Source organism: bacterium (assembly GCA_035559435.1).
Classification (GTDB): Bacteria; Zixibacteria; MSB-5A5; order WJJR01; family WJJR01; genus JACQFV01.
Map to the genome: position 1 here is coordinate 1 of DATMBC010000065.1, position 26,168 is coordinate 26,168.

The 26,168-nt window shown below is 64.3% G+C and carries 26 protein-coding genes and 1 tRNA gene; 21 read left to right on the forward strand and 6 right to left on the reverse strand.

The features are described 5' to 3' along the window. From VNN55_07635 to VNN55_07650, 4 genes are all read left to right on the forward strand, one after another. Positions 1-994 (forward strand): GGDEF domain-containing protein (locus VNN55_07635; GenBank protein ID HWO57421.1); only part of this gene is annotated, 994 nt, incomplete at its 5' end. Between the two features lie 53 nt (positions 995-1,047). Then, complete coding sequence (locus VNN55_07640; GenBank protein HWO57422.1) at positions 1,048-2,199, forward strand: DUF362 domain-containing protein; 1,152 nt, start codon at positions 1,048-1,050, stop codon at positions 2,197-2,199. 57 nt (positions 2,200-2,256) lie between these two features. Further along, positions 2,257-2,637 carry a CoA-binding protein gene (locus tag VNN55_07645; protein HWO57423.1) on the forward strand — a complete coding sequence of 127 codons (381 nt, stop codon included), beginning with the start codon at positions 2,257-2,259 and terminating at the stop codon, positions 2,635-2,637. A 3-nt stretch (positions 2,638-2,640) separates the two neighbouring features. Continuing rightward, the gene (locus tag VNN55_07650; GenBank protein HWO57424.1) at positions 2,641-3,837 is read left to right on the forward strand and encodes a threonine synthase; all 1,197 of its coding nucleotides are present in this window, start codon (positions 2,641-2,643) and stop codon (positions 3,835-3,837) included. Positions 3,838-3,887: 50 nt separating this feature from the next. Here the strand turns inward: VNN55_07650 and VNN55_07655 are convergent. The 4 genes from VNN55_07655 to VNN55_07670 form a co-directional block, all read right to left on the reverse strand. Continuing rightward, positions 3,888-3,962, reverse strand: a tRNA-Asn gene (locus tag VNN55_07655). 12 nt (positions 3,963-3,974) lie between these two features. Then, positions 3,975-5,174: a glycosyltransferase gene (locus tag VNN55_07660; GenBank protein ID HWO57425.1), complete on the reverse strand. Its 1,200-nt coding sequence runs from the start codon at positions 5,172-5,174 to the stop codon at positions 3,975-3,977. Further along, a complete protein-coding gene (locus tag VNN55_07665) occupies positions 5,171-6,220 on the reverse strand; it encodes a glycosyltransferase family 2 protein (protein ID HWO57426.1) in 1,050 nt (349 codons plus the stop codon). Before VNN55_07665 ends, VNN55_07660 begins: the two co-directional genes overlap by 4 nt. Before the next feature lie 370 nt (positions 6,221-6,590). Then, the gene (locus VNN55_07670) at positions 6,591-6,809 is read right to left on the reverse strand and encodes a hypothetical protein (GenBank protein HWO57427.1); all 219 of its coding nucleotides are present in this window, start codon (positions 6,807-6,809) and stop codon (positions 6,591-6,593) included. A gap of 73 nt (positions 6,810-6,882) precedes the next feature. On the opposite strand from VNN55_07670, the gene VNN55_07675 reads away from it, so the two are divergent. Genes VNN55_07675 through VNN55_07685 form a run of 3 tightly spaced genes read left to right on the forward strand, consistent with a single transcriptional unit; the run spans position 6,883 to position 9,329 of the window. Then, entirely contained in the window at positions 6,883-7,671 is a 789-nt protein-coding gene (locus VNN55_07675; GenBank protein HWO57428.1) for a class I SAM-dependent methyltransferase, read from the forward strand. 15 nt (positions 7,672-7,686) lie between these two features. Then, positions 7,687-8,535 (forward strand): class I SAM-dependent methyltransferase, encoded by an 849-nt coding sequence (locus VNN55_07680; protein HWO57429.1) that lies wholly within the window; start codon positions 7,687-7,689, stop codon positions 8,533-8,535. Next, on the forward strand, positions 8,535-9,329 hold the full coding sequence (locus VNN55_07685; protein HWO57430.1) for a prepilin peptidase: 795 nt from the start codon (positions 8,535-8,537) through the stop codon (positions 9,327-9,329). The genes VNN55_07680 and VNN55_07685 overlap by 1 nt, the downstream gene beginning before the upstream one ends. A gap of 153 nt (positions 9,330-9,482) precedes the next feature. Here VNN55_07685 and VNN55_07690 read toward each other — a convergent pair whose 3' ends face one another. Further along, positions 9,483-9,671 (reverse strand): zinc-ribbon domain containing protein, encoded by a 189-nt coding sequence (locus VNN55_07690; protein HWO57431.1) that lies wholly within the window; start codon positions 9,669-9,671, stop codon positions 9,483-9,485. A gap of 411 nt (positions 9,672-10,082) precedes the next feature. Further along, the gene (locus tag VNN55_07695; GenBank protein ID HWO57432.1) at positions 10,083-11,453 is read right to left on the reverse strand and encodes a sigma-54 dependent transcriptional regulator; all 1,371 of its coding nucleotides are present in this window, start codon (positions 11,451-11,453) and stop codon (positions 10,083-10,085) included. A 216-nt stretch (positions 11,454-11,669) separates the two neighbouring features. Here VNN55_07695 and VNN55_07700 point away from each other — a divergent pair, with 216 nt between their 5' ends. From VNN55_07700 to fumC, 14 genes are all read left to right on the forward strand, one after another. Further along, entirely contained in the window at positions 11,670-12,011 is a 342-nt protein-coding gene (locus VNN55_07700; GenBank protein ID HWO57433.1) for an STAS domain-containing protein, read from the forward strand. Positions 12,012-12,057: 46 nt separating this feature from the next. Further along, complete coding sequence (locus VNN55_07705) at positions 12,058-12,777, forward strand: SDR family NAD(P)-dependent oxidoreductase (GenBank protein ID HWO57434.1); 720 nt, start codon at positions 12,058-12,060, stop codon at positions 12,775-12,777. A 16-nt stretch (positions 12,778-12,793) separates the two neighbouring features. Next, positions 12,794-13,681, forward strand: a complete 888-nt coding sequence (locus tag VNN55_07710; protein ID HWO57435.1) for a hypothetical protein — start codon at positions 12,794-12,796, stop codon at positions 13,679-13,681. Between the two features lie 152 nt (positions 13,682-13,833). Next, entirely contained in the window at positions 13,834-14,643 is an 810-nt protein-coding gene (locus tag VNN55_07715; protein ID HWO57436.1) for a segregation/condensation protein A, read from the forward strand. Further along, entirely contained in the window at positions 14,631-15,368 is a 738-nt protein-coding gene (gene scpB, locus VNN55_07720; protein HWO57437.1) for an SMC-Scp complex subunit ScpB, read from the forward strand. Before VNN55_07715 ends, scpB begins: the two co-directional genes overlap by 13 nt. A gap of 2 nt (positions 15,369-15,370) precedes the next feature. Continuing rightward, positions 15,371-16,108: a pseudouridine synthase gene (locus VNN55_07725; protein ID HWO57438.1), complete on the forward strand. Its 738-nt coding sequence runs from the start codon at positions 15,371-15,373 to the stop codon at positions 16,106-16,108. A 76-nt stretch (positions 16,109-16,184) separates the two neighbouring features. Next, a complete protein-coding gene (gene lysS / locus VNN55_07730; GenBank protein HWO57439.1) occupies positions 16,185-17,672 on the forward strand; it encodes a lysine--tRNA ligase in 1,488 nt (495 codons plus the stop codon). Between the two features lie 16 nt (positions 17,673-17,688). Further along, positions 17,689-18,909, forward strand: coding sequence for a lipoprotein-releasing ABC transporter permease subunit (locus VNN55_07735; GenBank protein HWO57440.1), 1,221 nt, complete (start codon positions 17,689-17,691; stop codon positions 18,907-18,909). Continuing rightward, positions 18,906-19,604, forward strand: a complete 699-nt coding sequence (locus tag VNN55_07740) for an ABC transporter ATP-binding protein (protein ID HWO57441.1) — start codon at positions 18,906-18,908, stop codon at positions 19,602-19,604. The genes VNN55_07735 and VNN55_07740 overlap by 4 nt, the downstream gene beginning before the upstream one ends. Before the next feature lie 112 nt (positions 19,605-19,716). Further along, a complete protein-coding gene (locus tag VNN55_07745; GenBank protein HWO57442.1) occupies positions 19,717-20,247 on the forward strand; it encodes a UvrB/UvrC motif-containing protein in 531 nt (176 codons plus the stop codon). 10 nt (positions 20,248-20,257) lie between these two features. Further along, complete coding sequence (locus VNN55_07750) at positions 20,258-21,352, forward strand: protein arginine kinase (protein ID HWO57443.1); 1,095 nt, start codon at positions 20,258-20,260, stop codon at positions 21,350-21,352. A gap of 117 nt (positions 21,353-21,469) precedes the next feature. Then, a complete protein-coding gene (locus VNN55_07755; protein HWO57444.1) occupies positions 21,470-23,932 on the forward strand; it encodes an ATP-dependent Clp protease ATP-binding subunit in 2,463 nt (820 codons plus the stop codon). A gap of 97 nt (positions 23,933-24,029) precedes the next feature. Further along, positions 24,030-24,284 (forward strand): 50S ribosomal protein L27, encoded by a 255-nt coding sequence (rpmA, locus tag VNN55_07760; protein HWO57445.1) that lies wholly within the window; start codon positions 24,030-24,032, stop codon positions 24,282-24,284. A gap of 387 nt (positions 24,285-24,671) precedes the next feature. Then, positions 24,672-26,063, forward strand: a complete 1,392-nt coding sequence (gene fumC / locus VNN55_07765; protein HWO57446.1) for a class II fumarate hydratase — start codon at positions 24,672-24,674, stop codon at positions 26,061-26,063. The last annotated feature ends 105 nt before the right edge of the window (positions 26,064-26,168 follow it).

Here is a 26,168-nt window from a genome sequence, read left to right on the forward strand (position 1 = left end):
CCGCATGCCCGCCGCCGGCGACCGCCGGCGTCTCTGTGACCTGCTCAACGCCGACTCCCTCGATGATCTGGTCCGTGTCGCCTGCGCCGAATCGGCCGCCTGCGGCGTCGACCGTCTGTTCGTGGTCGGGTGGAACGCACACCAGCTCGGTCCGTGGGCGATCTTCCCCCATTCGGCCGAGACACGCGATCTGTCCGAGGCGACCGAAGCACGCCTGATCGCCGGACGCGACCGGATCGCCGCCGACCCCGCGCCGGGCGTTCTGTTGGATCAGGCACGCGCGGTCGGGTTCGATGGGATGGCGGTGGTGCCATCGCGACGGCACCTCAGTTTCCATGTCTACTGGGGGTTCAGTCCGGAGGCGCCGATGCGTTGTGACCCGCGCGCGGGCGGCGCCTGGTCCGACTTTGAAGTCGCGCTCTGCAATTTCGCGCGGCTGGAGCAATTGCGCGAGCTGTCGCACATCGACACGCTCACCAACATTTTCAACCGTCGCTACTTCAACCTGCGGCTGTCGGAGGAGGTGGCGCGCGCCACGCGTTTTGCGCGGCCGCTGTCGCTCTCCATCTGCGATCTGGACCGTTTCAAGGCCCTCAACGACACCCACGGCCACCAGGTCGGCGACGCGATCCTGCGCTACACCGCCCAGACCCTGCGCCGCACCGTGCGCGCGATCGACATCGTCTGCCGCTTAGGTGGCGATGAGTTCGCCATCCTCATGCCCGACACCGATGCGGATGAATGCCGCATCCTGGCGGAGCGTCTGCGTCAGGCGCTGGCCGCCGGCCGCTTCACTCTGGGCCGCGGCCAGTCCGGCGGCGAGGTGCTCAATTTGCAGTTGTCGCTGGGGGGCGCGAGTTTCCCGCGTCATGCCGAGCGCGCCGAACGGCTCCTCTGGTGCGCCGACATGGCGCTCCTGGAAGCCAAACGCCAGGGCGGCAACCTCTTCGTGCTCTCCGATCCGGCGCGGCACCGGCGCGGCGTCGCGTTGTAAAACCACCAAATCCGACGTATATTCAGCGGGCACGCCAAATGCCCGACATTGTCATGAGCATGCACTCACACCATCCCCAGACCGCCGCCACCGCCGCCGGTCCCGCCCTGCGCTCGCGGGTGGTCGCCGTGCGCACCACACCGGAGACCGTGCTCGATGACTACCGCCGCCTGCTCGATCTGGCCGGCGTCGTCGATGGTCTCGACCGCAACGCCGACACGCTGCTGAAATTGAATCTGTCCTGGACCAAGTACTTTCCCGCCTGTTCCTCGCAGCCCTGGCAGGTGGAGGGCGTGGTCAAGGCGCTTCTGGAGTATGGTTTCCCGCGCGAACGGCTCTGGCCCATCGAGAACAAGACCGTGGTCACCGACCCGATCAAAGGGGCGACCAACAACATCTGGCTGCCGATCCTCGAGAAGTACGGGCTGACGTTTACGCCCCTGCCGTCGGTCGAATGGACGGTGTATCATTTCGAGACCCCGCTTCTGGCGCTCAATCACATTTTTCCCCAGGGGATCGAGATCCCGAAGATGTACGCCGGCAAGCAGATCATTCACTTCCCGACGGTGAAGACCCACGGTCACGCCATCACCACCGGCGCGATCAAAAACGCCTTTGGCGGGCTGCTAAAAGAAGTGCGCCACTACGCGCACAAACACATCCACGAGGTGATGGTCGATTTGGTGCTGATGCAGAGGGAGCTGCACCCGAAGATCTTCGCCGTGATGGATGGGACCGTCTGCGGCGACGGCGCCGGGCCGCGCACGATGATCCCGCGCGAGGGCAACGTCCTGCTGGCCTCGTTCGATTCGGTCGCCATCGACGCGGTCGCCGCGCGCGTGATGGGCTTCGATCCATTCTCGATTCCGTACCTGCGCATGTGCCACGAACGCGGCCTCGGCGTGGCCGACATCGGCCAGATCGACTTAATCGGCGATGATATCCGCCAGATCAACCTCGGATTCAAGACCAAGAAGTCGCTGGTCATCTGGGGCGATCAGATGCTGCGCAAGGGACCGCTGCGTTTCCTCGAACGGCCGCTTCTGCATTCGCCGCTGGTCGCCTGGGCGCCCTTTGCCTCCAATGTCTACCACGACTGGCTCTGGTACCCGACCGTCGGCCGCAAGATCATCCGCGGCTACAGCAAGACCCCATGGGGACGACTGTTCGAGGACTACAAGAAGCGTTACCTGGACCGTCGCTGACGAAATCATCGCGCGGGGCGCTTCGGGCGCCCTGTGTGTTTCCGAAAGGATATACTCATGTCACAGGGAACCGTGGCCGTGCTCGGCGCCTCGAAGGACCGCGGCAAATTCGGCAACAAGGCCGTACGCGCCTACATCCGCCAGGGATGGACAGTCTACCCGGTCAACCCCAATGAGACCGAGATCGAAGGGGTGACCGCCTACAAGTCGATCCTCGATGTGCCCCGCCCGGTGGACCGTGTCACCGTCTATCTGTCGCCCAAAATCGGCCTGACGGTGTTGCCCGACATCGCCGCCGTCGCGCCCGGCGAGGTTTTTTTCAATCCCGGCTCCGATGCTCCCGAAGTCATTGCCCGCGCCACCGAACTCGGGTTGCAGCCGATCGTGGCCTGCTCGATTGTCGATATCGGCATGACCCCGGCCGAGTTGCCCGCGTAGCCCGTGCCGGACGACGACCCCCAGAGTCCCCTGCGCTTCGATCTGCGCTGCGGTTGGTGCGGACGCGCCTATCCCAGTGACCAGATCGCCTGCTTCTGCGCCGACTGCAACCGCCCCCTGCTCGCCCGCTTTCATCTGACCGTCGGCGAAGGCGATCGGATACGCGCCCAATTGAACAACGAACGGCCCGGCGTCTGGCGCTACCGTCGCCTTCTGCCGGTGGCCGATGGCCGGAACATCCTCACGCTCGGTGAGGGCGGCGCGCCGCTGGTCGCCGCGCCGCGGTTGGCGCAACGGCTGGGTCTGACGCGCCTCTGGATTAAAGACGAATCGCAGAACCCGACCGGATCATTCAAAGCGCGCGGCATGACCGTGGCCATCTCGCGCGCCCGCGAATTGGGGGTGCGCCGATTTTGCCTGCCGTCGGCGGGCAACGCCGCCGGCGCGGCCGCCGCCTATGGCGCGCTGGCCGGATGCCCGGTGCGGGTCTACATGCCCGAGGATTCCGGTGAGGCCTTCTTCGGCGAATGCCGCGCCTATGGCGCCGAGGTGCGCGCCGTCAAGGGCACCATCGCCGACTGCGGCGCGCGCCTGCGCGCCGAATGCGACCCCGCCGAATGGTTCGACCTCTCCACGCTGAAGGAGCCCTTCCGCCTGGAGGGGAAGAAGACCATGGGCTATGAACTCTGGGAGGATTTCGACGGCGACCTCCCCGATGTCATCATCTATCCCACCGGCGGCGGCACCGGCTTGATCGGCATGTGGAAGGCCTTCGAGGAGATGGAACAACTCGGCTGGATCGATGCGCGTCGTCCGCGTCTGGTCTCCGTGCAAGCCGAGGGTTGCGCTCCGATCGTGCGCGCCTTCAGCGCCGGCGCGAAGACCGCCGATCCCGTCTCCGATCCGCACACCGCCGCGCTGGGATTGCGCGTGCCGTCGGCCTTCGGCGACTTCCTGATATTGCTCGCCCTTCGCGAGTCCGGCGGGGCCGCCGTGGCGGTCGGCGAAGACGAATGGGCGCAGGGATCGAACTGGATGGCCGCCGACACGGGCATCTTCGCCTGCCCCGAAGGCGGCGCGACCGTGGCGGCCCTGCGACAGTTGCGCGATCGCGGCCTGGTGCAGGCCGGCGACTGTGTCGTGCTCTTCAACACGGGCTCGGGGTTCAAGTACCCGCCGACGACCTGGCCGCGTCCATAGCGGCCACGACTCTCCATGCCGATTCAATGGTGGATGATTCTTCTCTGTCTTGGCTGGGGAGGCAGGATTCGAACCTGCGATCGACCGGTTAACAGCCGGTTGCCTTACCGCTAGGCCACTCCCCAGTCAGGAGGACGTCAGCGATGAACCGCGACATCAGGGCGAGCCGCTTTGTGATCGCGGGATAATGCGGGTTCGGGCGCGGCGGTGAACTCCGCCCCGAAGGCACTGCGGCAAAATGCCACCGCGGCGCCCCTTGGATCAAGCAATTTGAGCAGACGCTCCCGTCCCGGAGCGCTGAAGACCGGGCTGTCGGCCATCTGACGCATCGCCGCCGCCAACAGCGCCGGGTCGGCCGAATCGCAGACAATCCCCAGATGGAAGCGGCGGATCATCACGCCCAGATCGCCGACGTCGGTGCCGATCACCGGACGGTGTGCCTGCGCCGCCTCGGAGAAAACCAGCGGCAGACTGTCGGACTTAGTCGGGATGACGACAAAATCACACTGACGATACGCGTCGAGAATTTCCGTGCGGCCCACCGGTCCGGTAAAGGCAACCGACGGCGCGATTCCCAATGTCTCGGCCTCTTCACGCAGCGATGCCAGATCGGGGCCGTCGCCCACAAACCGCAACCGGGCCGCCGGCAGCGACCGGATGACCTCGGCAAAGGCCAGGAGCAATTCACGCGTGCCCTTGGCCCGGTGGATACGCCCGAGATACAGGTAGCGCGGCGCCGCGGTGGCCGAGGGCGCTTGCATCGGCAGCTCGCCCGAAAGCGGACGAAACGACGGCAGGAAGCGGCAACCCAACCCCAGCCAGCTTTTCACCCGCTCGCAGATATCCTCACCGTCGCCGAAGACCTGTGCCGCGTCGCGCAGCACTCTCGCAATCTGCGCGCCGATGAACGGACGCTGCGACCACGAGTAAATGTCCGACCCCAGGCACCAGACCGAGTAGGGGATGCCATACTCGCGCGACAGACGCCGCGCAAATTCTCCCGACGGCAGCGCCCAGAGCGCGAAAATGTGATCGTAACGATGACTCTGGCAGAGCGCGCGCCCCAACTCGTGACCGGCGGCGACGAAGCGCTTCAGACGGACCCAGCTGGCCGGCGACGCCAGATTCCAGCAGCCGACCGGCGATGATGCCCCGGTCTCAAAGCGATGCACCGATGGCGCTTCGGGGCAGACCGGACGGTGTGTGTAGCGCGGGGTGAGCACATCCACCGCCACGCCGCAGCCGCGCAGCGCCTCGACAAAGTGGGGCACAAACGGCGACGCCGGATCGTCGGCGTCGCAGGGATAGCGGTTGGTGATGACGAGGATCCGTCTCATCGCGCCGCCAGTTCATGCTCCGTGTCGCGTGTGGTCGGCGCCGGGGTTTCCTCCGGGACCGGTTGATCCGTCGGCCTCATCTGCAGCGTCGCCGCCCGGATCGTCTTTTGGGTGCGGAATAGCTCACGCCGGATTTGGACAATCTGCGATCCCAGGAAACCGAACAATAGCACCTGCAGTCCCGCCACCAGCAGAATCACGGTGAGGGAGACCAGCGGACGATCGGGATTGAGCGACTCGGTCTGCCACAGATAGATCAGGTGCAGTCCCGCGCCCAGCCCCAGGCCCATGATCAACGCGCCAATGAGCCCGAAAAGCAGGATCGGTTTCTCGTAAAAAGAAAAGATCAGATGCGAGGCCGCGGTGGCCTTGAAAAAGAACTTCGAGCGGCCGCGTTTCCGTCCGGTGAGCGTCGCCGGCATCTCCGCGGGGACAAACCCCGCCGCGATCGCCTTGGAGATGATTTCAAGGTGCAAGTCCTTGTCGTTGGATTCCAGCTCGAGGACCTCGAGCACCTCGCGGCGGTAGGCGCGCAAGATGCCGGTGACGGTCGTGAGGCCCCCCGGCATCGCCAGCCCCAGAATCCGGTTCCCCCAGCGCGAGATCAAAAGCCGCCCGGCCGGGACATTCTCCGTACGGCCTCCCCGGCAGTAGGGCGAGCCCACGACGAAGTCTACCTCGGGCCGCTCGTCGAGCACCGACAACAACCCGAGAATGTGTTCGGGATCGTAACTGAGATCGGCGTCGATGCTGACGATGATCCGTCCGCGCGCGGCGGCAAAGCCCTGACGAATCGCATAACCGCGTCCGCGGTTGGGCCTGTACGAAACCACGCGCAAGACACGCTGCGACTGCGCCATCGAGCGCAGACGCTCGCCGGTGGCGTCGGTGGAACCATCGTCGATTGCGATGATCTCGAAGGTCCGGCCCGCGCGCGACAGTACCGCAACGATCCGGTCGACCGTGGCGGGCAGGTTGTCCAGTTCGTTGTGCATCGGCACAACGACCGAAACATCGGGACGATGTGAGGCCGTGGGTGTACGCATCCCATGTCGCGCCGGCCCCATCCCTGGGGTCCGGAACTCTTAGGAGATTATCGACAGAAACGGGGAGAGATTAAGGCAGGAACCTGACGACTCACTGAACGCGCCATGCAGCCGACGGCTCGCCCTCCCATAAAGTCCGTACGAAAGGGAGGGCGAGGCTCCCGTCGAGCCGTCCCGGCGCGACTGCATCGGTTCGCGCACAGCGCGAACTTCAGACCACCCAAATGATCGCAATGATCAGGCTCGCCCCGGCCAGCGAACGCCACACGATCGAGCGCCCGCGACGGCGCAACATGGCCGCCATCTCCGGATCGGCGAACGGCTCATCCTGACCGTCGAGATTGCGCGTCCCGCGCGCCGCATGACGTACTCAGGTGGCCTCGCGCGCCTGCAGGAGCCCGACCAGACCCAGGTACAACAAGGGAAGCAGCGCCAACCGCCAGAGCCGTCCCGCCGCCAGGAGCAGCAGGGCGACCCCCAACGCCGCCGATGCCCCGAGCGCCATCAGTCCGCCCAGACGGCGCAGGGCCCGTTCGCGCTCGCCGATGTTGCAGACGCTCCCGACCGCCGGGTCAATCGCATGCCGCAATCAATCTTTCCGTGCCGGCCCGGTCCAGCCCGAAGCCGCTTGTGCCGATAACTCAGAGGAGGGGAAGGGGAGTATGCACGAGTCCGACATCATCACCGAGCCCATCGCGATCGAGCCACCGGCGCCGGTTGTGCCGACCAGCGAGCGGCCCCGTCTGGTGACGCGTCTCGCGCCTGCCAATGACCGGCAACGCTACTTCGATCACTATTGGGAAACCCGGCAATTAACCAGCGTCGACAGCCGCACCCGCCTGCGCATCGGCCTGATCGACCGGATGCTGGAGCATCGCGGCGGCCGATTGCTCGATGTCGGTTGCGGCCGCGGCTCGGCCGCGGCCTATTTCGCCGAGTCGGGCTTCGATGTCGCCGCCATTGATCTTTCGCCGATGGCGGTCGAATGGACCCGCCGCCAGCATCACCGCATCCGTGCCGCCGTCGTCGATCTGGAGACCGATCCGATCCATGGCCTGTTCGATGTCGTACTCTGTCTGGAAGTGCTGCAGCAGGTGCGCGAACCGGCCAGAGCGCTGGAAAAACTGGTCGCGGCGCTGGCGCCCGATGGGGAACTGTACGTGAGTCTGCCGAATGAATTCCATCTGGCCCGCCGTCTCAACATCCTGCGCGGCAGGGTCGACTTCGGCGGCATCGACGATTCGCATATCAAACTCTACACCGTCGCCGAACACCGGCGCCTCCTGGCGGTCTGCGGACTGCGCATCACCGGCGTCCGGGTGCAGTCGGTGTTCCCGCCCCGCTGGTGGGGCGGCCACCCCCACGCCTGGGGAAACCATCTGGCGCGTCTCTGGCCCGGATTGTTTGCCTTGTCGGTCATCTACAAGTGCCGCCGCCAGCCGGCCGTCTGATCCGCGCGAGGACGCATGCCGCAACCCATCGACATCACCCATCTCAACGACGCCGACGGCACCTTCTCCGAGCGCTTCCCCGTCCTATTCGAGCCCGAGGGACGTCTTGAAAAGGCCGACAAGGTGATCGCGGTGCTCGGGGATTACTTTGGTGAGCGCACGGCGCAGGTGACCGTGGTCGACATCGGCTGCTCCACCGGCATCATGACCCGGCATTTCGCCGGCGCGTTTGGCCGCGTGATCGGGTTGGACAACGATCAGGTCGGCGTGATCCACGGCCGTCAATTGGCCGCGCAGGCGGGGATTCCGTCGGCCCGGCTGCAGTTTCTCGCCGGCGATGGCTGCCACATGCCGCTGGCCGCCAATTCGGTCGATGCGGTGATCTGCAATCAGGTGTATGAGCATGTTGACGACCAGGATGGGTTGATGCGCGAAATCCACCGCATCCTCAAGCCCGGAGGCGCCTGTTACTTCGGCATCGGCACCCGCCATGTCCTCATCGAAGGACACTACAAACTGCCGTTTCTCTCCTGGGTGCCGCATCCGGTCGCGCATGTCTATATGAAATTGGCGGGGAAAAACGCCAAATACGATGTCCGCCTGCTGTCCTATCGCAATCTGAAGAAAATGGTCCGCAACTTCGGCGTGATCGATTACACCATCGACGTGATCAAGGACGCCGACCGTTACGCCGATCGCAGCCGCGGCCGGCTTCGCCGCTTCGTCGCCCGCTGGCCGATGGGGCTTTTGCGGGCGCTGCGGCCGGTGATCCCGGTCCATGTCTGGGTGTTGGTCAAACCGAATGAACGCTGCGGATTGCAGGCAGGGCAGTTCGTCTGCCGCCGCTGCTGGGAGAGGGTCTGATGCCGCTGACGCCCGAAAGCCGGGTCATCCTGTGGATTATGGTGGTCGTCGTCGGCCTCTGTGTTGGCAGTTTCGCCAACGTGCTCATCTGGCGTCTCCCGCGCCGGCAGTCGATCATCCGCCCACGCTCCCGCTGTCCGCAATGCGGCAACAGTCTCCAGTGGTACCACAACATTCCGGTGCTCTCGTGGCTGGTCCTGCGCGGCAATTGCGCCTTCTGCCGCGCCCGGATCGGCTGGATCTATCCGACGGTGGAGTTGCTCACCGCCGCCCTGTTCGCCGCGTTCTATGCCCGCTACGGGGTGTCGTGGACGACGCTCGGCTTCTGGTACCTGGCGCTGACGCTGGTGGCGGTCTTTTTCATCGATCTGGAACACCAGATCATTCCCAACGCGCTGACCTACCCGGGCATCGCGATCGGCCTGGCCACCGCGGCGCTCTCCACGCATCTGCCCTGGCCAGAGTCCCTGCTCGGGGCGGCGGTCGGCGCCGGTGCCTTCATCGGCGTCGCCGTGATCGGACGTTTCCTCTTCCGCAAGGAGAGCATGGGCGGGGGAGATGTGAAACTGGCGGCGATGCTGGGGGCGTTTCTCGGTGTGGGGCGGATCCTGCTGGTCTTTGTGCTCTCCGCCGCGATCGGCCTGGTCATCTCACTGATCGCGATGGCCGTCTCCGAGAGACTCCGCCGCGAACGGGTGATCCCGTTCGGCCCGTTCATCGCCCTGGCAACGCTGGTGGCCGCCTTCTTCGGGGATCAAATCGTTGGGTTCTACGTCCGGCATTTCCTGCCATAGGCCGACCCGGCCGCCTCTGACAAGGCAGAGCTCCCGCTGTGCGCGCAAAACTATCCCTTGCCGCCATCGCGATCCGATGACGCGCTTCCCCCAGTCTGATGTGACGTCGCGGGGTGGTCCCCCCCCGAGGGTCAGTTGGTACCGCAGTCCGGCTCAGCGACCGTAGCCGTTTCCGTTCCCGTTGTGGTCGCCGCGCTTGTGACGATTGTGGCAGGACTTGCACCGCTTGGGACGGTGTGCATACCCCTGCTCGATGAAGTACTCCTGGGCCGAGACGGGAAAGACGAACTCCTCGCCGCAGTCCACACAGACCAGATACAGCGGCTCCAGCGGCTGCATCATGCTGCTTTCCCCCTTCATACTGCAACCTCCCCCTTACAGTAGGACAACACATGCACAGCCCCCGCCGTGTGCGGGAAATGGCCATGCCCGACCATCCGTGGCCGACGCTCCGCCGCCCTGCCGGCGGTACGCCCTGAGATTCGACGACTTACGACTACGATCCGAAAGACCTTAAGGCGGACGGGCCGCCCCAACTCTCGAAGTCTGCCCCCCTCGTCGCCTCTGCGATGCGAGGTTTCAGCCCCTTAGGTGATGGACAGCCCACAGTCTGTCAAGGGCAAACTTGGTCCGCGCTTGAAATGTGCAAGGGATGCCCGGTTTCACGACCGGTTTGTCCGTGACGCCGCCGAATGTGGATAACATTCGGCGGCGAAACGGTAAGGTGTTTGTGCCTAAGACGTTATCGCCCGCCTAATGACGGCCGTTTTCGATCTCGTAGCGCTTCAGTTTCTCAAAGAGCGTGGTGTAATCAATCTTCAGGATCTCGGCGGTCTTGCGCTTGTTGCCGCGGGTCTCGTTGAGTACCCGGATGATGGCGGCACGTTCGGCCACCATCTGCGCATGCTGTCCGATCTCCTTTAAGCCCGCGCCTTCGCGCAGTCGGATCTCGTCGTCGGTGCGCACACGGATTGCCAGGTGCTGGGGATTGATATAACGTCCTTCGCAGAGAATCACCGCGCGCTCAACGGTGTTCTCCAGTTCGCGCACATTGCCCGGCCAGTGGTAACGGTCCATCAACTTCAGCGCTTCCTGTGAGAACTTCTTGACCGGCTTGCTCATCTCATTGCAGTACTTCTGCACGAAGTACTCGGCCAGACGCGCCACATCCTCGCGCCGCTCGCGCAGCGGCGGCACATGGATGGGGAAGACCGACAGACGGTAATACAGGTCTTCACGGAAACGCTTTTCGGCGATGGCCTCCTTCAAGTCGACGTTGGTGGCGGCGATTACGCGCACATTGACCGAAATCTGCTTGGTCCCGCCCAGGCGCTCGAAGGTCTTCTCCTGCAGGAAGCGCAGCAACTTCGCCTGCAGGGCCATGTCGAGGTCGCCGATCTCGTCCAGGAAGACCGTCCCCCCGTCGGCGATTTCGAACTTGCCCAACTTCAACCGGTGCGAGGAGGTAAACGCCCCCTGCTCCGAACCGAAGAGCTCGTTTTCCAGAAGCTCGCGCGGGATCGCCGCGCAGTTGATCGTGATGTAGGGTTTCTCGCGACGGCTGGAGAGCGAATGCACGCCGGCGGCGAACAGCTCCTTGCCGGTGCCGCTCTCGCCGAGGAAGAGGACGGTGGTGTCCGAGCCGGCCACCTTCTTCACCAACTTTTCCACTTCCAGCATCGCCGGCGAGGCGCCGATGATCCGGTTGTAGCCGATCTTGTCGGCCAGCTCCTGGCGCAGAAGCGAGTTTTCCGCCAACAGCCGCCGGTTCTCCAGCGCGCGGTCGATCAGCACATTGAGGTGATCGGGATCGAACGGTTTTGTCAGAAAATCATAGGCGCCCTTGCGCATCGCCTCGACCGCGGTCTCGACCGTGCCGTAGGCGGTCATCACGATCACCTGGGTCTCCGGATCGTTCTCCTTGACCGCTTCCAGCACCTGCAGGCCGTCCAGCTCGGGCAGCCGCAGATCGGTGAGCACCAGGTCAAAACGGCTCTCCTTGGCCTTCTCAATCGCCGAATTGCCGTTACGGGCCACTTCCACTTCATGCCCCTTGGCCGCCAACGCATCGGCCAGCATGCGGCGCAGTGAATCTTTGTCCTCCACCACCAGAATCGATGACATGCAATTCCCCCTGAGGTCGCTTCGGTTGACACGATTTATATCGGACAAATCCGATACTCCCTTACCCCGGAATGGCGAAATTCCCATACTTTCCGGTTCCGAACAGCCCGGCGCCCTGGATGTCTTTGACCGGCGCAACTTCCGGTTGTATACTCCGCTGCGCAACGCGACCTATTGGCGCCGTTGGAGATAGGCAGACCAGGCAGGGGAGGGACGATGAAGGTCAGAACTTACAGCAAGGACGGTGTCGAAGTGCTGGAGCCCAAGGGCAAGTTCCTCGGCGGCACCGATACCGGCGAACTGGACGAAAAGCTCTACGCGCTGCTCGGCAAAGGGGTCAAGGCGGTGGTGATCGACCTGGGTTCCACCGACTGGATGAACTCCTCGGGTATCGCGATTCTCATCCACCACTACAAGAAGTTCCGCGATCAGGGCGGCCAGCTGAAACTTGCCAATCTGACCAAGAACATCGAAAAGATCCTCGTGATTGCCAAGCTGACCTCGGTCTTCGAGACCTACGACTCCCTCGACGAGGCCGTGGCCAGCTTCAAGAAATAGGTCTCAAGGGTCCGGGCGGACCTGTTCCTTCGGAAAGGCCAATGCCATGGGTGATCTGGCTGGAAAACGCGTCATCATCACCGGCGCCTCCAAGGGCATCGGACGCGCCATCGCCGAACGGTTGGCCGTCGAGCAGTGCGCGCTGGCGCTGATGGCCCGCAGCGGCGACTTGTTGGTCCAACGCGCCGCCGCCTGCGAAAGGAAGGGCGCGAAAGCGCGCGCCTTTGTCTGCGATGTCGGCGATGCCGGGCAGGTCGCCGGCCAGTTCCAGGCGGCGATCGACTGGCTGGGCGGAGTCGATTGCCTGGTCAACAACGCCGGGCTCGGCTACTTCGCGCGCTTCGATGAACTGGCGCTGTCCCACTTCGATGAGATGCTGTCCACCAATCTGCGCGGGCCGTTTCTCTGCGCGCAGGCGGTCGTGCCGGCGATGAAGCAGGCTGGCGACGGTCTCATCATCAACCTCGCTTCAATCGCCGGCAAATACGCCTCCGAACGCGGCGCCGGCTACTGCGCCTCCAAGTTCGGACTGATGGGCATGAGTGAGTGCATGGGGCTGGACCTGCGCGGCCTGGGCATCCGCGTCTCCGCCATCTGCCCCGGCTCGGTCAACGCCCCCGATTTTCGTCAGGGACGCGCCACCCGGATCAAGCCGGAAGACATGATCCAGGCCGAGGACATCGCCGAGGCGGTGGTCTATCTTATGCGCCAACCGTCCCGCATCTTCATCCGCGAGATGGAAGTGCGCGTGACCAAGGTGTCCTGACCCCGCCGCGCGTCGCATGCCCACCGTCGCCTTCCTCACCGCCGGCTGCATGCTCCCCGGCCATCCCGATCTCCGCGAGGACCACTGGGAGCATGATCGCGAATTCCTCCCTCTGCAGGCCGCCTGCCGCGCCCGCGGCATCGATCTGCGCGCCGTGGTCTGGGATGATCCGTCGCTGACCCCATCCGATTATGACGCCCTCGTCCTGGGCACCACCTGGGACTACGCCGAGCAGCCGCAGGCCTTCCTCGCGGCGCTGGAGGCCTTCTCCCGCCAGCGGCCGCTTTTCAACCCGTTGCCGGTGGTGCGCTGGAACATGCGCAAGACCTACCTGCGCGCGCTGGCCGAGCGCGGCCTCCCGGTTGTCCCGACCCTGTGGCGGTCCAACGCCGACGCATCCACCATTGCGCGCGCCTTCGATGAGCTGGGTGTTGATGAGATCGTCGTCAAACCGGTGGTCGGTGCCTCCGCCTGGCGGCAGGCACGGCTCCGTCGCGGCGATCCACTCCCGCCCGTCGACGCATTGCCTCCGGGCGAGACGATGATCCAGCCCTTTCTGCACGCCGCGGTCAATGAGGGGGAGTTCTCGTTTCTCTTCTTCGACCGGGTCTTCTCACACTGCGCCCAGAAGATCCCGCGGGCGGGGGATTACCGGGTTCAGTCGATGTATGGCGGCCGCGAGGAGGCCTACCGTCCCAGTGAAGCCGAACGCGCGCTGGCCCGGCAAGTGCTCGAAGCGGTCGATGGCCCGCTGCTTTATGCCCGCGTCGACATGATGCGCGGCCCGGATGGCCGACTGGCGCTGATGGAACTTGAATTGATCGAGCCCTACCTCTATCCCGACCAGGGGCCGGACTTCGGGGCGTTCTACGCCGCCGCTCTGGAGCGCCAGCTGGGCCGCTGAACCCATCGAGCCCCTGCTCCTCGCCCACTGGCGCCCCCGGCGGGCAGGGCGAATTTTGATCGCTTCCGGGGCGATTTTCTTGTTGCCGGGGTGGGGATCGGTGGCCACATTCCCCACTCAGGGGGTCGTAAAAGCGGGGGCGATTTACCGCGATGGCCAGAAAGGTCAAAGACGTCCAAGTTGTATCCACTGACGCCGCCACCGACGTGATCGGCGCCGGGCCGTCCTCCGCGCTGTCGTTTAAGCTCGACATCTTCGAAGGGCCGCTCGATCTGCTGTTGTTCCTCATTCGCAAAGACGAGATCGACATCACCGACATCCCGATCGCCCGCATCACCGACGAATACCTCAAGCTCCTGCGTCTGATGCAGTGGTGCGACCTCGAGATCGCCGGCGAATTCATCGTGATGGCCGCCACGTTATTGCGCATCAAGTCGGCGATGCTCCTGCCCCGCGACCCGGAGGAAGAGGACGAGGAAGACCCGCGGGAGGAACTGGTGGCGGCGCTTCTGGAGTACAAGAAGTTCAAGGAGGGCGCGGCCATCCTCAATCGGCGCGAGGACGAGGAGCGCCTCATCTACGCCCGCTCCGACTTTTCCGCCGGGCCGTTGCCGGCCAAGTCGCGCTTTGTCATGGACTCGACCCTCTACGATCTGCTTTCGGCCTTCCACGATGTGGTGTCACGTATCGAGCATGAGACCGAGCACAAGGTGCTGATCGCCGAGAAGACCGTCGAGGAACGCATCGCCGAGCTGGAAGACTTGTTGGAACGCCAGGAGAGTCTTGAATTCGCCGCCCTCTTTGCCGGGCTGGCGGCGCGCTGGATGGTGGTGGTGACCTTCCTGGCCATACTGGAGATGGTGCGTCTGCGCCGGATCACCGTGCGACAGAACCGCGCCTTTGGTGAACTGATCCTGATCCGGGCCGCCGCGCCCGTGGAAGCCGAAACATGGACACCCTGATCGAACCGACCAATCGGATCGCCGGCCAGGTGGCCGTCGTCGACTCCGACGCCGAGCGCTTTGTGCAGGCCGTGGAGGCGGTGCTCTTTGCCGCCCATGAGCCGCTGGCGCCGACCATGCTCCATTCGCTCAACGGCCACACCGGCTGGACGCTCGATGCGGTGGTCGATGAAATCAACCGCCGTCTGGAGCAGGGCGGCCATCCGATGCGCGTGCGCAAGGTTGCCGGCGGCTACCAGATGTACATCCTGCCCGAGTTCGGCGCGATTGTCGAGGCCGCCCTGGTCAAGACCAAGACCCAACGCCTCTCCCGCGCCGGGCTGGAGACGCTGGCCATCATCGCCTACCGCCAGCCCTGTTCGACGCCGGAGATCGAACGCATCCGCGGCGTTGCCGCCGATGCCCCGGTGCGCACCCTGCTGGAACGCAACCTCATCACCATCAAGGGACGGTCGGACGGTCCGGGACGGCCCCTGCTGTATGGCACCACCGATGAGTTCCTCCGCTACTTCGGGCTCAACTCCATCGAGGATCTGCCGCGCGAGGAGGAACTCTCCGCCCTCCTGGCGGCGCGCACCGAAGAGCAGATGCGCGAGAAGGCCGCCGAAGGCGAGCATGCGCTCCGTCTGCGGTTGCCGGAGGCCGACGGCGCCGAAACCGACGCCGGCGAGTCCGCGCCGGTTGAGGATGTCCGCGCCACCCCGCCGCCGAATCTCGACAATTAGCCATGGGCAACTCCGGTCCCGAGACCGGTCGCGAGCGCCTCAACCGCTATCTGGCGCGGTGCGGGGTCGGCTCGCGCCGCCGCGCCGATGAGATCATCGCCGCCGGACGCGTCGCCTTAAACGGCGTTACGGTCGACAAACTGGCGACCACCGTCGATCCGGCGGTCGATACCGTCACCGTCGATGGCCGGCCGGTCGCGCGGACTTCCCCCGACAATGTCTGGATCCTCTTCCACAAACCCGCCGGGACACTGACCACCCGCCGCGATGTCCGGGGGCGCCCGACCATTTTCGACCGCCTGCCGCCGATCTTCGCGCAACTGATCCCGGTGGGACGTCTCGACCAAGACACGGAAGGCGTTCTGCTCTTGACGTCCGATGGCGACGGCGCCAACCGGCTGATGCACCCGCGTTACGAGATCGAGCGCATCTACGAAGCCGAAGTGCAGGGCATCCCGGCCCCGTCGGCGCTGGCTCAGTTGCGGCAGGGGATCGACCTGGGCGACCGGACCTTGGCGCACGCCGACGCCGCCGTGACCGGAAAACATCCCCATGGCGCCGTCGTCCGGCTGGTGCTGCGCGAGGGACGCAAACGCGAGGTCAAGCGGATGATGCAGGCAATCGGCCACCGCGTGATGCGCCTGCGCCGTGTCTCCTTCGCCGGATTGACCGTCCACGGCATGCAACCCGGCGACTGGCGGCGGCTGACGGAGCAGGAAGTGGCACGGTTGCTTGATTGACAGCGCGTTCACCCCGATACCGTCGTTGCGCCGTGCCCTGCCGCCCCGTATTTTGGCGGTCTGGCGACGAGGCCCAATGACCGACCACATCCACGACACCAGCGCCGAGTTACTCGAACACCGCCGCCACAAGCTGGACCAGTGGCGCGCCGCCGGGGTCAATCCCTACCCGCATGAGTTCGCGCGCACCCACCAGGCGGGCGCCATTCTTGAGGGATTCGCAGCGCTGGAAGGCCGGATGGTGCGGGCCGCCGGACGGATCGTCTCGTGGCGCGCCCATGGCAAGAGCACCTTCTTCCATATCCTCGACGGCACCGCGCAGATCCAATGCTACGCCAAAGCCGATGTTCTGGGCGATCTCTATGCCCGTCTCGACTGGCTCGATCTCGGCGATTTCATCGGTGTGGAGGGGGAGGTCTTCAAGACCCGCACCGGCGAAATCACAATCAATCTGAAGAGCTTCACGCTCCTGTCGAAATCGCTGCGTCCCCTGCCGGAAAAGTGGCATGGGTTGACCGACACCGAATTGCGCTACCGCCGCCGCTATCTCGATCTGATTTCCAATGAGGACGTGCGTGAATTATTCCGCAAGCGCACCCGGATTGTCTCGGCGGTGCGCGCCTTCCTCGACAACCTCGGCTTCATGGAGGTGGAGACGCCGGTCCTGCAACCGCTCTATGGCGGCGCGGCGGCGCGGCCCTTCATCACCCACCACAACGCGCTGGACACCGACTTATACCTGCGCATCGCCGACGAACTGTATCTCAAGCGGCTGATCGTCGGCGGCTTTGAGCGCGTCTACGAAGTCTGCAAGGACTTCCGCAACGAGGGCATCGACCGCGACCACAATCCTGAGTTCACCATGGTGGAATGTTATGCGGCGTATTGGGATTATCGCGATGTCATGAAGATGTTGCGCGACCTCTACATCCACGTCACCACAGAGGTCAACGGGATACCGGAGATCCCATTTGACGGCCAATCGATCGATCTTTCGCAGCCCTGGCCGGAGTATCCGTTGCTGGACATCATCCGCGAGCGCACCGGCGTGGACCTGACCAATACCGACCCGGTCCGGGCCCGTGCCGAGGCCAAGCGCATCCATGTCGAGATTCCCGACAACGCCTCCTACGGCAAGGTCGTCGATGAGATCTTCTCGCAGCGTGTCCAGCCCGACCTGGTTGCGCCGACCTTCATTACCGACTATCCCGAAGAGATTTCGCCGCTGGCCAAAAAGCACCGCAGCAAGCCGGGGCTGGTCGAGCGCTTCGAGTTGTTCATGTGCCGCAAGGAACTGGGCAACGCCTTCACCGAACTGAACGATCCCATCGACCAACGCGCCCGTTTCATGGCGATGGCCGAGGCGGCGCGTCGCGGCGAGGAAGAGGCGCACCAGCTCGATGAGGACTTCCTGTTGGCGCTCGAGCACGGCATGCCGCCCACCGGCGGGCTGGGCTTCGGCATCGACCGCATGGTGATGGCCATCACCGGCGCGCCCTCCATCCGGGAAGTCATTCTCTTCCCGACTCTGCGTCCCGAACGGGCCGCGGAGAAAGACTCCTGACCGGCGTATAAGCGACATGGCGTACGCCCCCTTCATCGCGCGACGTTACCTCCGTTCGCGGCAGCGCCATGGTTTTCTCTCCCTGATTACGCTCATTTCGATCCTCGGCGTCATCGTCGGCACTTCGGTCATGGTCTTCGCGCTGGCGATTATGAAGGGATTCGAACTCGAGGTGAAACAGCGGATCGTCGGCACCACCGCCCACATCTCGGTCTTCCACCGCTTTGCCGACGGCATTGCCGACTGGGAGCCGCTGGAAACGCAGATTGCCGGCGTCGATGAGGTGGTCGCCGTCGCGCCGTTTATCTACTACAAGGCGGCGATCTCGTCGGCCGACGCCAATGACGGTGTCATCGTGCGCGGCATTGTTCCGGAGAAGGAAGCCGAGGTTACCCGTCTGTGCGAATCGATGGTCAAGGGGGACTGGACGCTCAAGCCCGACTCCGGACGCGGGATTCTGCTGGGACGTGTCCTCGCCGACCGTCTGGGTTGCACACTCGGCGACGAGACGGTGCTCTACAGTCTGCGCGGCGAAGCGTTAAGCGAGGGTATGCCCCCCAAGATCATGAAGTTTGTCGTCACCGGCATTTTCGAGACCGGGATGTACGAATACGACGCCTCGCTCTGCTACATTCAGCTTGCCGACGCCCAGCGTCTCTTCCTCCTGCCCGGCAAGGTGACCGGTTTCCAGGCCAAAGTGGCCGACTGGAACCGCGCCGATGAGGTCGCCGTCGGCATCGAAGCGCGCCTCGACGGTGACCTCTACGCCACCGACTGGATGCAGATGCACCGCAACCTGTTCAGTTGGATGGAAATCGAGCGGGTCTGGGCGATCGTCGCGCTCTCGCTGATTGTCACCGTCGCCGCCTTTAACATCGTCTCAACGCTGATCATGGTGGTGATCGACAAGCGCCGCGAGATCGCCGTGCTCAAGACCCTGGGCGTCCCCTCCAGCGGCGTGCGCGCCATCTTCATGTGGCAGGGCAGCATCATCGGCATCGTCGGCACCGTGCTGGGGCTGGCGCTCGGGCTGGCGATGTGCTGGGCGCAGAGCACCTTCAATCTGGTTTCGCTGCCGCCGGAGATCTACTTCATCGATTCGCTGCCGGTCATCGTCGACGCCGAGGACGTGATCGTCGTCGGCGTGCTGGCGATTCTCATTTCGTTTTTGGCCACCATTTACCCCGCGCGGCGCGCCGCCCGGCTCTATCCGGTTGAGATTCTCCGCTACGAATGAACGCGTCCGCCGCCATCGCCCGTGCTGTCGCCATCACGCGCCACTTCGTCACGCCCGATGGCCGTCTCGATGTCCTCAACGGCATCGACCTGGAGATTCAGCCGGGACGCATCGTTGCAATTGTCGGCGCCTCCGGTGTCGGGAAAAGCACCTTCCTGCACATCGTCGGCGGGCTCGATATGCCTTCTTCCGGCAAGGTCCTCTGGGGCGACCGGTCGCCGTATGACATGGGCGACGAGGAACGGGCGCACTACCGCAACCGCGCGGTCGGTTTTGTCTTCCAGTTCCATCATCTGCTCCCCGAGTTCAACGCCGAGGAAAACGTCGCGCTGCCCCTGATCATTGGCGGCGCCGACTACCGCACAGCCGTCTTAAGGGCGCGTGAAACACTGGCGCAACTGGGCTTGGCCGAACGGGGCCGTCACATGCCCGGTGAGCTGTCCGGCGGCGAGCAGCAGCGCGCGGCGCTGGCGCGCGCGCTGGCCACCGGCGCGCCTTTGATCATCGCCGATGAGCCCTCCGGCAACCTTGACCGGCTGACCGCGGAACAGTTGCACTCCCTGTTGGGTACAATTGTGGCGGACGGCACACGGTCGGTGTTGGTGGCGACCCACAATCCAGATTTGGCCGGGCGCGCCGATGAAGTCTATAGGATGCGCGATGGCCGTCTGGAGCCGGAGCGCCACGGCCGCTGAGACGGCCGTATCCGGGTGCGCCGAATGCTGTTGCCGGAATTGCCAAGGCGGCGTTAATTCCCTGTGGGAGGGGGACTGCGCCGTGCCCCGGCGCGGGGGAGGGGAGTGTCCCGTGAAATGTGAAAACTGCGGCGAACGCGACGCCAGCGTGCACTTCACGCAGATTCGCAACAATCGCAAAAGCGAAATGCACCTCTGCAAGGAGTGCGCCAAAAGCAAGGGGTTCCACAACCCGCTCGACGATGTCCCGTTTCCGTTGGCCGAGTTTCTGACCTCGATGGTCCAGCGCGGCGGCGCGCCCTCCGACCCGATCGCCCGGCTGGTGTGCCCCGAATGCGGCATGCGCTTCATCGATTTTTCGCGCATCGGACGCTTCGGCTGCGGCCAATGCTACACCGCCTTCCGCGCCCCGCTGGAGGATCTCTTCCGCAAGGTCCACGGCGCGGTGCAGCACCGCGGACGCGGCCCGGAGACGCAGCTGCGCTCGCTCCCCTCGCCGGTCGAGGAGGAGGTTCGTCTTAAGGAAGATTTGAGACAGGCAATTGAACGCGAGGATTTCGAACTGGCCGCCGAACTGCGCGACCGTCTCAAGGCCGTCACCGCCTCGTTGCCGCGCAGCGGGCGGTCGCGGCGGTCCTCGTAAGGGGCAGGGTATGTTCTCGTCCTTCGATGAAGTGGTCAAGCGCCCGGTCCGCTGGATGTCGGGCGACGGCGATCGCGCCGACGTAGTGGTTTCCAGCCGCGTGCGGCTGGCCCGCAATCTGACCAAGCACCGTTACCCGATGCGCGCCGAGCCAAACGAGGCCGCGGAGGTGGTGGAGTTGGTCCGCACCGCCATCGAGAAATGCGTGCCGTTGGCCGACGGTGGCTTCTTCGAATCGGCCGCGCTCGACCGCGACGACCGCGATCTGCTCATCGAGCGCCACCTCATTTCCCCCGAATTCATGCGCGATGACCTCCCGCGCGGGTTGTATGTCGATGGCACCCTCGAATCGAGCCTGATGATCAACGAGGAGGACCACCTGCGCATTCAGGCGGTCCGTTCCGGCCTCGATCTCGGCGCGGCGATGGCCCGCGCCCGCGAAATCGACGTCGCCCTCGCCGAGGTGCTGCGCTTCGACTACGACACCCGCCTGGGCTACCTGACCGCCTGCCCGACCAACGTGGGAACCGGCCTGCGCGTCTCCGTGTTGATTCATTTGCCGGGACTGGTGCTCACCAAGGAAATGGACGTCGTGTTGCAGCAGATCAACAAGGTCGGCCTAAACGTGCGCGGCTTCTACGGCGAAGGATCGGATGTCCTGGGAAACATCTTCCAGGTTTCGAACCAGACCACGCTGGGCCGCACCGAGGAGGACCTGGTCGACTCGCTGGAGAAGGTGACCGAGCAACTGATGATGTATGAGGGCAACGCCCGCCGGACACTGTTCACCGACGCCGGCGACCAGATCCGCGACAAGATCTGGCGTGCCTTCGGCATTTTGTCGAACGCGCGGGTGCTCACGTCCCAGGAAGTGATGAACCTGCTCTCGGCAGTGCGGCTGGGTGTCTCGATGGGCGAGCCGCTCGGATTGGACACCGCGCAGATCAACGAATTGATGCTGGCCACCCAGCCGGCACACCTGGAGCGCGCCTATGGACGCGACATGACGCCGGAGGAACGGGATGTGGCGCGCGCCGAGCTGGTGCGCGCGCGGCTGGCGAAAAAACGGGCCCGGCGGCGGCCCAGCGGGGGCACAAAGGACTAGACTTGACCGTCTTTGTCGTATTCCCTGCAAACGAAACGGCGACCGCCGCCGATAATAGGGGTGAGGGACTGACGCCGACGCCCGTGGGGGGCGCCGACCAAGCCCGCAGAGGACACCATGAACGACATGTTTTCCGAGGCCGCTCGCAAGGCGATCGAGTACGCGCGCGATGAAGCCGCCCGCCTGCGGCACGACTACATCGGCACCGAGCACCTGCTTCTGGGCTTGATCCGGCTCGGTGAGGGCATGGCCATCGACATTATCAGCAATATTGGCATCGATCTGGCGGAATTGAAGACCTCGGTCGAAGAGGTCGTCCAGCCCTCCGGCGGCACCATGACCATGGGTCAACTGCCGCTGACCGCCCGCGCCAAGAAGACCCTCGAGGTCGCCGGCCAGGAGGCGCGCGCGCTCAAATCGAAGGAAATCGACACCGAGCACATCCTGCTGGCCCTGCTCAAGGACGAGGAGGGGGTCGCCGCTCAGGTGTTGTCGATGTATGATGTCGATTACAAGGACGCCTACGAGGAACTGAAGAACATCCGCGGCGGCAAGCCGTCGGCGTACGGCAAGAAACGCAAAAAATCCAAGACCCCGGCGCTGGACCACTTCGGACGCGACCTCACCGAACTGGCGCGCAAGGGCAAGCTCGATCCGATCATCGGCCGCGACAACGAAATCGAACGTGTCAGCCAGATCCTGTCGCGCCGCAAGAAGAACAACCCCGTGCTCATCGGCGAGCCGGGCGTGGGCAAGACCGCCATCGCCGAAGGGCTGGCCCAGCGCATCGTCGAGGGGAATGTCCCCGAGATGCTCGAAAACAAGCGGCTGGTCACGCTCGACATGACCTCGCTGGTGGCCGGCACCAAATACCGCGGCCAGTTCGAGGAGCGGCTCAAGGCCGTCATGAACGAGATTGTCAATTCCAACGATGTCATCATCTTCATCGATGAGCTGCACACGATCGTCGGCGCCGGCGGCGCCGAAGGGTCGCTGGATGCCTCCAACATCTTCAAGCCTTCGCTGGCCCGCGGCGAACTGCAGTGCATCGGCGCCACCACCTTAAACGAGTACCGCAAGTACATCGAGAAGGATGGCGCGCTGGACCGCCGCTTCCAGACCGTGATGATCGAGGAGCCGGTCTACGCCGACACGCTGGCCATCCTCAAGGGCCTGAGGCCCAAGTATGAGGAGCATCACAAGATCAAGATCTCCGAGGAGGCGATCATTGCCGCGGTCAAGTTGTCCGACCGCTACATCTCCGGGCGCTACCAGCCCGACAAGGCGATCGACGTCATCGACGAGGCCGGTTCGCGCGCGCACCTGAAGTCGTGCACCAAGCCCAGCGAGTTCGCCGACCTGGAGCAGAAGATCATCGACATCCAGACCGCCAAGGAAAACGCGGTCAAAAACCAGGAGTTCGAGACCGCCGCGCGTCTGCGTGACGAACTGAAAATCGCCCGCGAGGAGCTCGAGGCCCGCAAGAAGACCTGGCTTGAGGACCGCGAGAAGTCGATGTACACCCTCAGTGCCGAGGACGTTGCCGAGGTCGTCTCGAAGATGACCGGCATCCCGGTCTTCCGGCTGGAGGAAAAGGAGTCCAAGAAACTCCTGCGCATGGAAGAGGAGTTGAACAACCGCGTGATCGGGCAGGCGGAAGCGATTGCCGTCCTGACCAAGGCGATCCGTCGCGCCCGCGCCGGGCTTTCCGACCCGCGCCGTCCGATCGGCTCGTTCATCTTCCTCGGCCCGACCGGCGTCGGCAAGACCGAGCTGGCCCGCGCCCTGGCGCAGTTCCTCTTTGAGGACGCCGACGCGCTCATTCGCATCGACATGTCCGAGTACATGGAGAAGTTCTCGGTCTCGCGCCTGATCGGCGCGCCCCCTGGCTATGTTGGTTACGAAGAGGGCGGCCAGCTGACCGAGAAGGTCCGGCGCAAGCCCTACTCGGTGGTCCTACTCGATGAAATCGAAAAGGCCCATCCGGAGGTCTTCAATATCCTGCTGCAGCTGCTCGATGACGGCCAGCTCACCGATTCGTTCGGACGCAAGGTCGACTTCAAGAACACCGTCGTCATCATGACCTCCAACATCGGCACCCGCCAGCTGCAGGACGAAAAGGCGATGGGATTCCAGAAGGAGCAGGTGCAGGGCTCCTACGAGCACATGAAGAGCAAGGTGCTGGCCGAGCTGAAGAAGATGTTCAATCCCGAACTGCTCAACCGCATCGACGACACCATCATCTTCCATTCGCTGGGCACCGGCGAGATTGCCCGGATCGTCGACATCGTGCTGGAAGATGTGGCCAAGCGTCTGGCCGAACGGGGCATCTCATTCCAGTTGACCCAGTCGGCGCGCGAATTTCTGGCGCGGCGCGGCTACGATCCGAATCTGGGCGCGCGGCCGTTGCGCCGGGCGGTCCAACGCTATCTGGAGGATCCACTGGCCGAGGAGATCTTGCGGGGCCAGTTCGCCGGCGATTGCGCCGTCAACATCGACCTCGATCCCTCCGGCGAGAAACTGGTTTTCTCCCTTGCGGTTATGGCCGATCCGCCCAAGGCCACCCCGGCCCCGGCGTAGGCAAAAGACGCTTGCGCCGCCAGGCGCGGACCTTTATACTTGGAGTCTCTGGTGGGGCGCTTTTCGGGCGCCCCGCTTTATTGAAAGGGTCGAAGCAATGGCTCATAAAAAGGGTGTCGGTTCTTCCCGCAACGGCCGCGATTCGCACGGCCAACGGTTGGGTGTCAAGGCCTACGGCGGCAACTTCGTCACCGCCGGCTCGATCATCATCCGCCAACGTGGGACGCAGATTCATCCCGGACGCAACATTGGCATCGGCAAGGACTGGACGCTGTTTGCCATGGTCGACGGGGTCGTGCGTTTTGTCGGCGGCAAGGGCGACAAGCGCATCGTGCACATCGACAAGGTTTGAGTTTGTCCTCCATAAGGACCGCCGGGCCGCCCCGCACGGGCGGCCTTTTTGTTGCGCCGGTCGTTCCCGGCCCTGACCCCTCACCCGCTTCGCCTTGCGGGCTCAGCGACCTCTCCCTGAGGGAGAGGTGAACCAAGCCGCGGGAGGCGACATTTCGCGTCCGATGTTCCTGCAGGTTCAGTTCACTTCCGCCATCGGGGAAGTCGTCCCGTCGCAGGCGGGACGGGTGAGGGAGCCCGCCGCCGTCTTGCTCGACGTTGAGACAGACAGCGCTGGCTGGGGATATCATGGCGTTTTTGACAGTCTTCCTCTGCTTTGCCACAGCGGCAATTGAATCCGGACTCTGACTGGCGTATTGTCATGGCAACTGTCAATCCGGAGGCACGCATGAGCACACGAGTCGAAACCGATACCATGGGACCGGTCAATGTCCCGTCGGACCGTTACTGGGGCGCGCAGACCGAGCGGTCGCGTCAGAACTTCAAGATCGGCGGGGACCGCTTTCCCCGCGAACTGATCCGCGCGCTGGGCGTGCTCAAGAAGGCCGCGGCGCTCACCAACAGGGAACTGGGGCTGCTGACGCCCGAGAAGGCCGACCTGATCGTGCGCGCCGCCGACGAGGTGATCGAGGGCAAGCTCGACGATCACTTCCCACTCGTGGTCTGGCAGACCGGCTCGGGCACACAGACCAACATGAACGCCAACGAGGTCATCGCCAACCGCGCCATCGAGCTGGCCGGCGGGCAGATTGGCTCGAAGAAGCCGATCCACCCCAACGATGATGTCAACAAGGCGCAGTCCTCCAACGACACTTTCCCGACCGCGATGCACATCGCCGCCGCCGAGCAGATCAAAAAACGCCTCATCCCGCAGGTGAAGCGTCTGCGCGACACACTCGACAAGAAATCACGCGAGTTTAAGGATATCATCAAGATCGGACGCACCCACCTGATGGACGCGGTCCCGCTTACGCTCGGGCAGGAATTCTCCGGCTATGTCCAGCAGTTGGACAACGACATCGCCCGCCTGGAGGCGGCGCTCCCCGAGCTGTATGAACTGGCCTTGGGCGGCACCGCGGTCGGCACCGGCCTCAACACCCATCCTGATTTCGCGGTCAAGGGCGCCAGGAAGATCGCCGAGATCACCGGTTTGCCCTTCGTCACCGCGCCGAACAAGTTCGAGGCGCTGGCGGCGCATGACGCGTTGGTGCATGCCCATGGCGCGCTCAAGACCCTCGCCTGCTCACTGATGAAGATCGCCAATGACATCCGCTGGCTGGCCTCCGGCCCGCGCTGCGGCCTGGGCGAACTGCACATTCCGGAGAACGAGCCGGGATCGTCGATCATGCCCGGCAAGGTCAACCCGACCCAGCCGGAAGCGATGACCATGGTTTGCTGCCAGGTGCTCGGCAACGATGTCGCGGTCAACTGCGGCGGCGCGATGGGCAACTTCGAACTCAACGTCTTCAAGCCGGTGATCATTCACAACGTGCTGCACTCGATCCGCCTGTTGGCCGACGCCTGCGAATCGTTCGATGAGCACTGCGCCGTCGGCATCGAGGCCAACAAGGCGAACATCGACCGCTTCCTGCACAACTCGCTCATGCTGGTGACCGCGCTCAACCCGCACATCGGCTACGACAACGCCGCCAAGGTCGCCAAGAAGGCCCACGCCGAAAACATCACGCTGCGCGAGGCGGCGATCATGCTCGGCGTCCTCACCGGCGAGAAATTCGACGAGATCGTCCGTCCCGAGAAGATGATCGGCCCGGGGATGTAGGTTTCATCCGCAGTGGACTGCCACAGGGGCGCACAGCCGTGCGCCCCTTCTTCGTGGATGCGATCAAATACCAGGCCTGACTCAACGGCCTTCTATCCCGCTCGG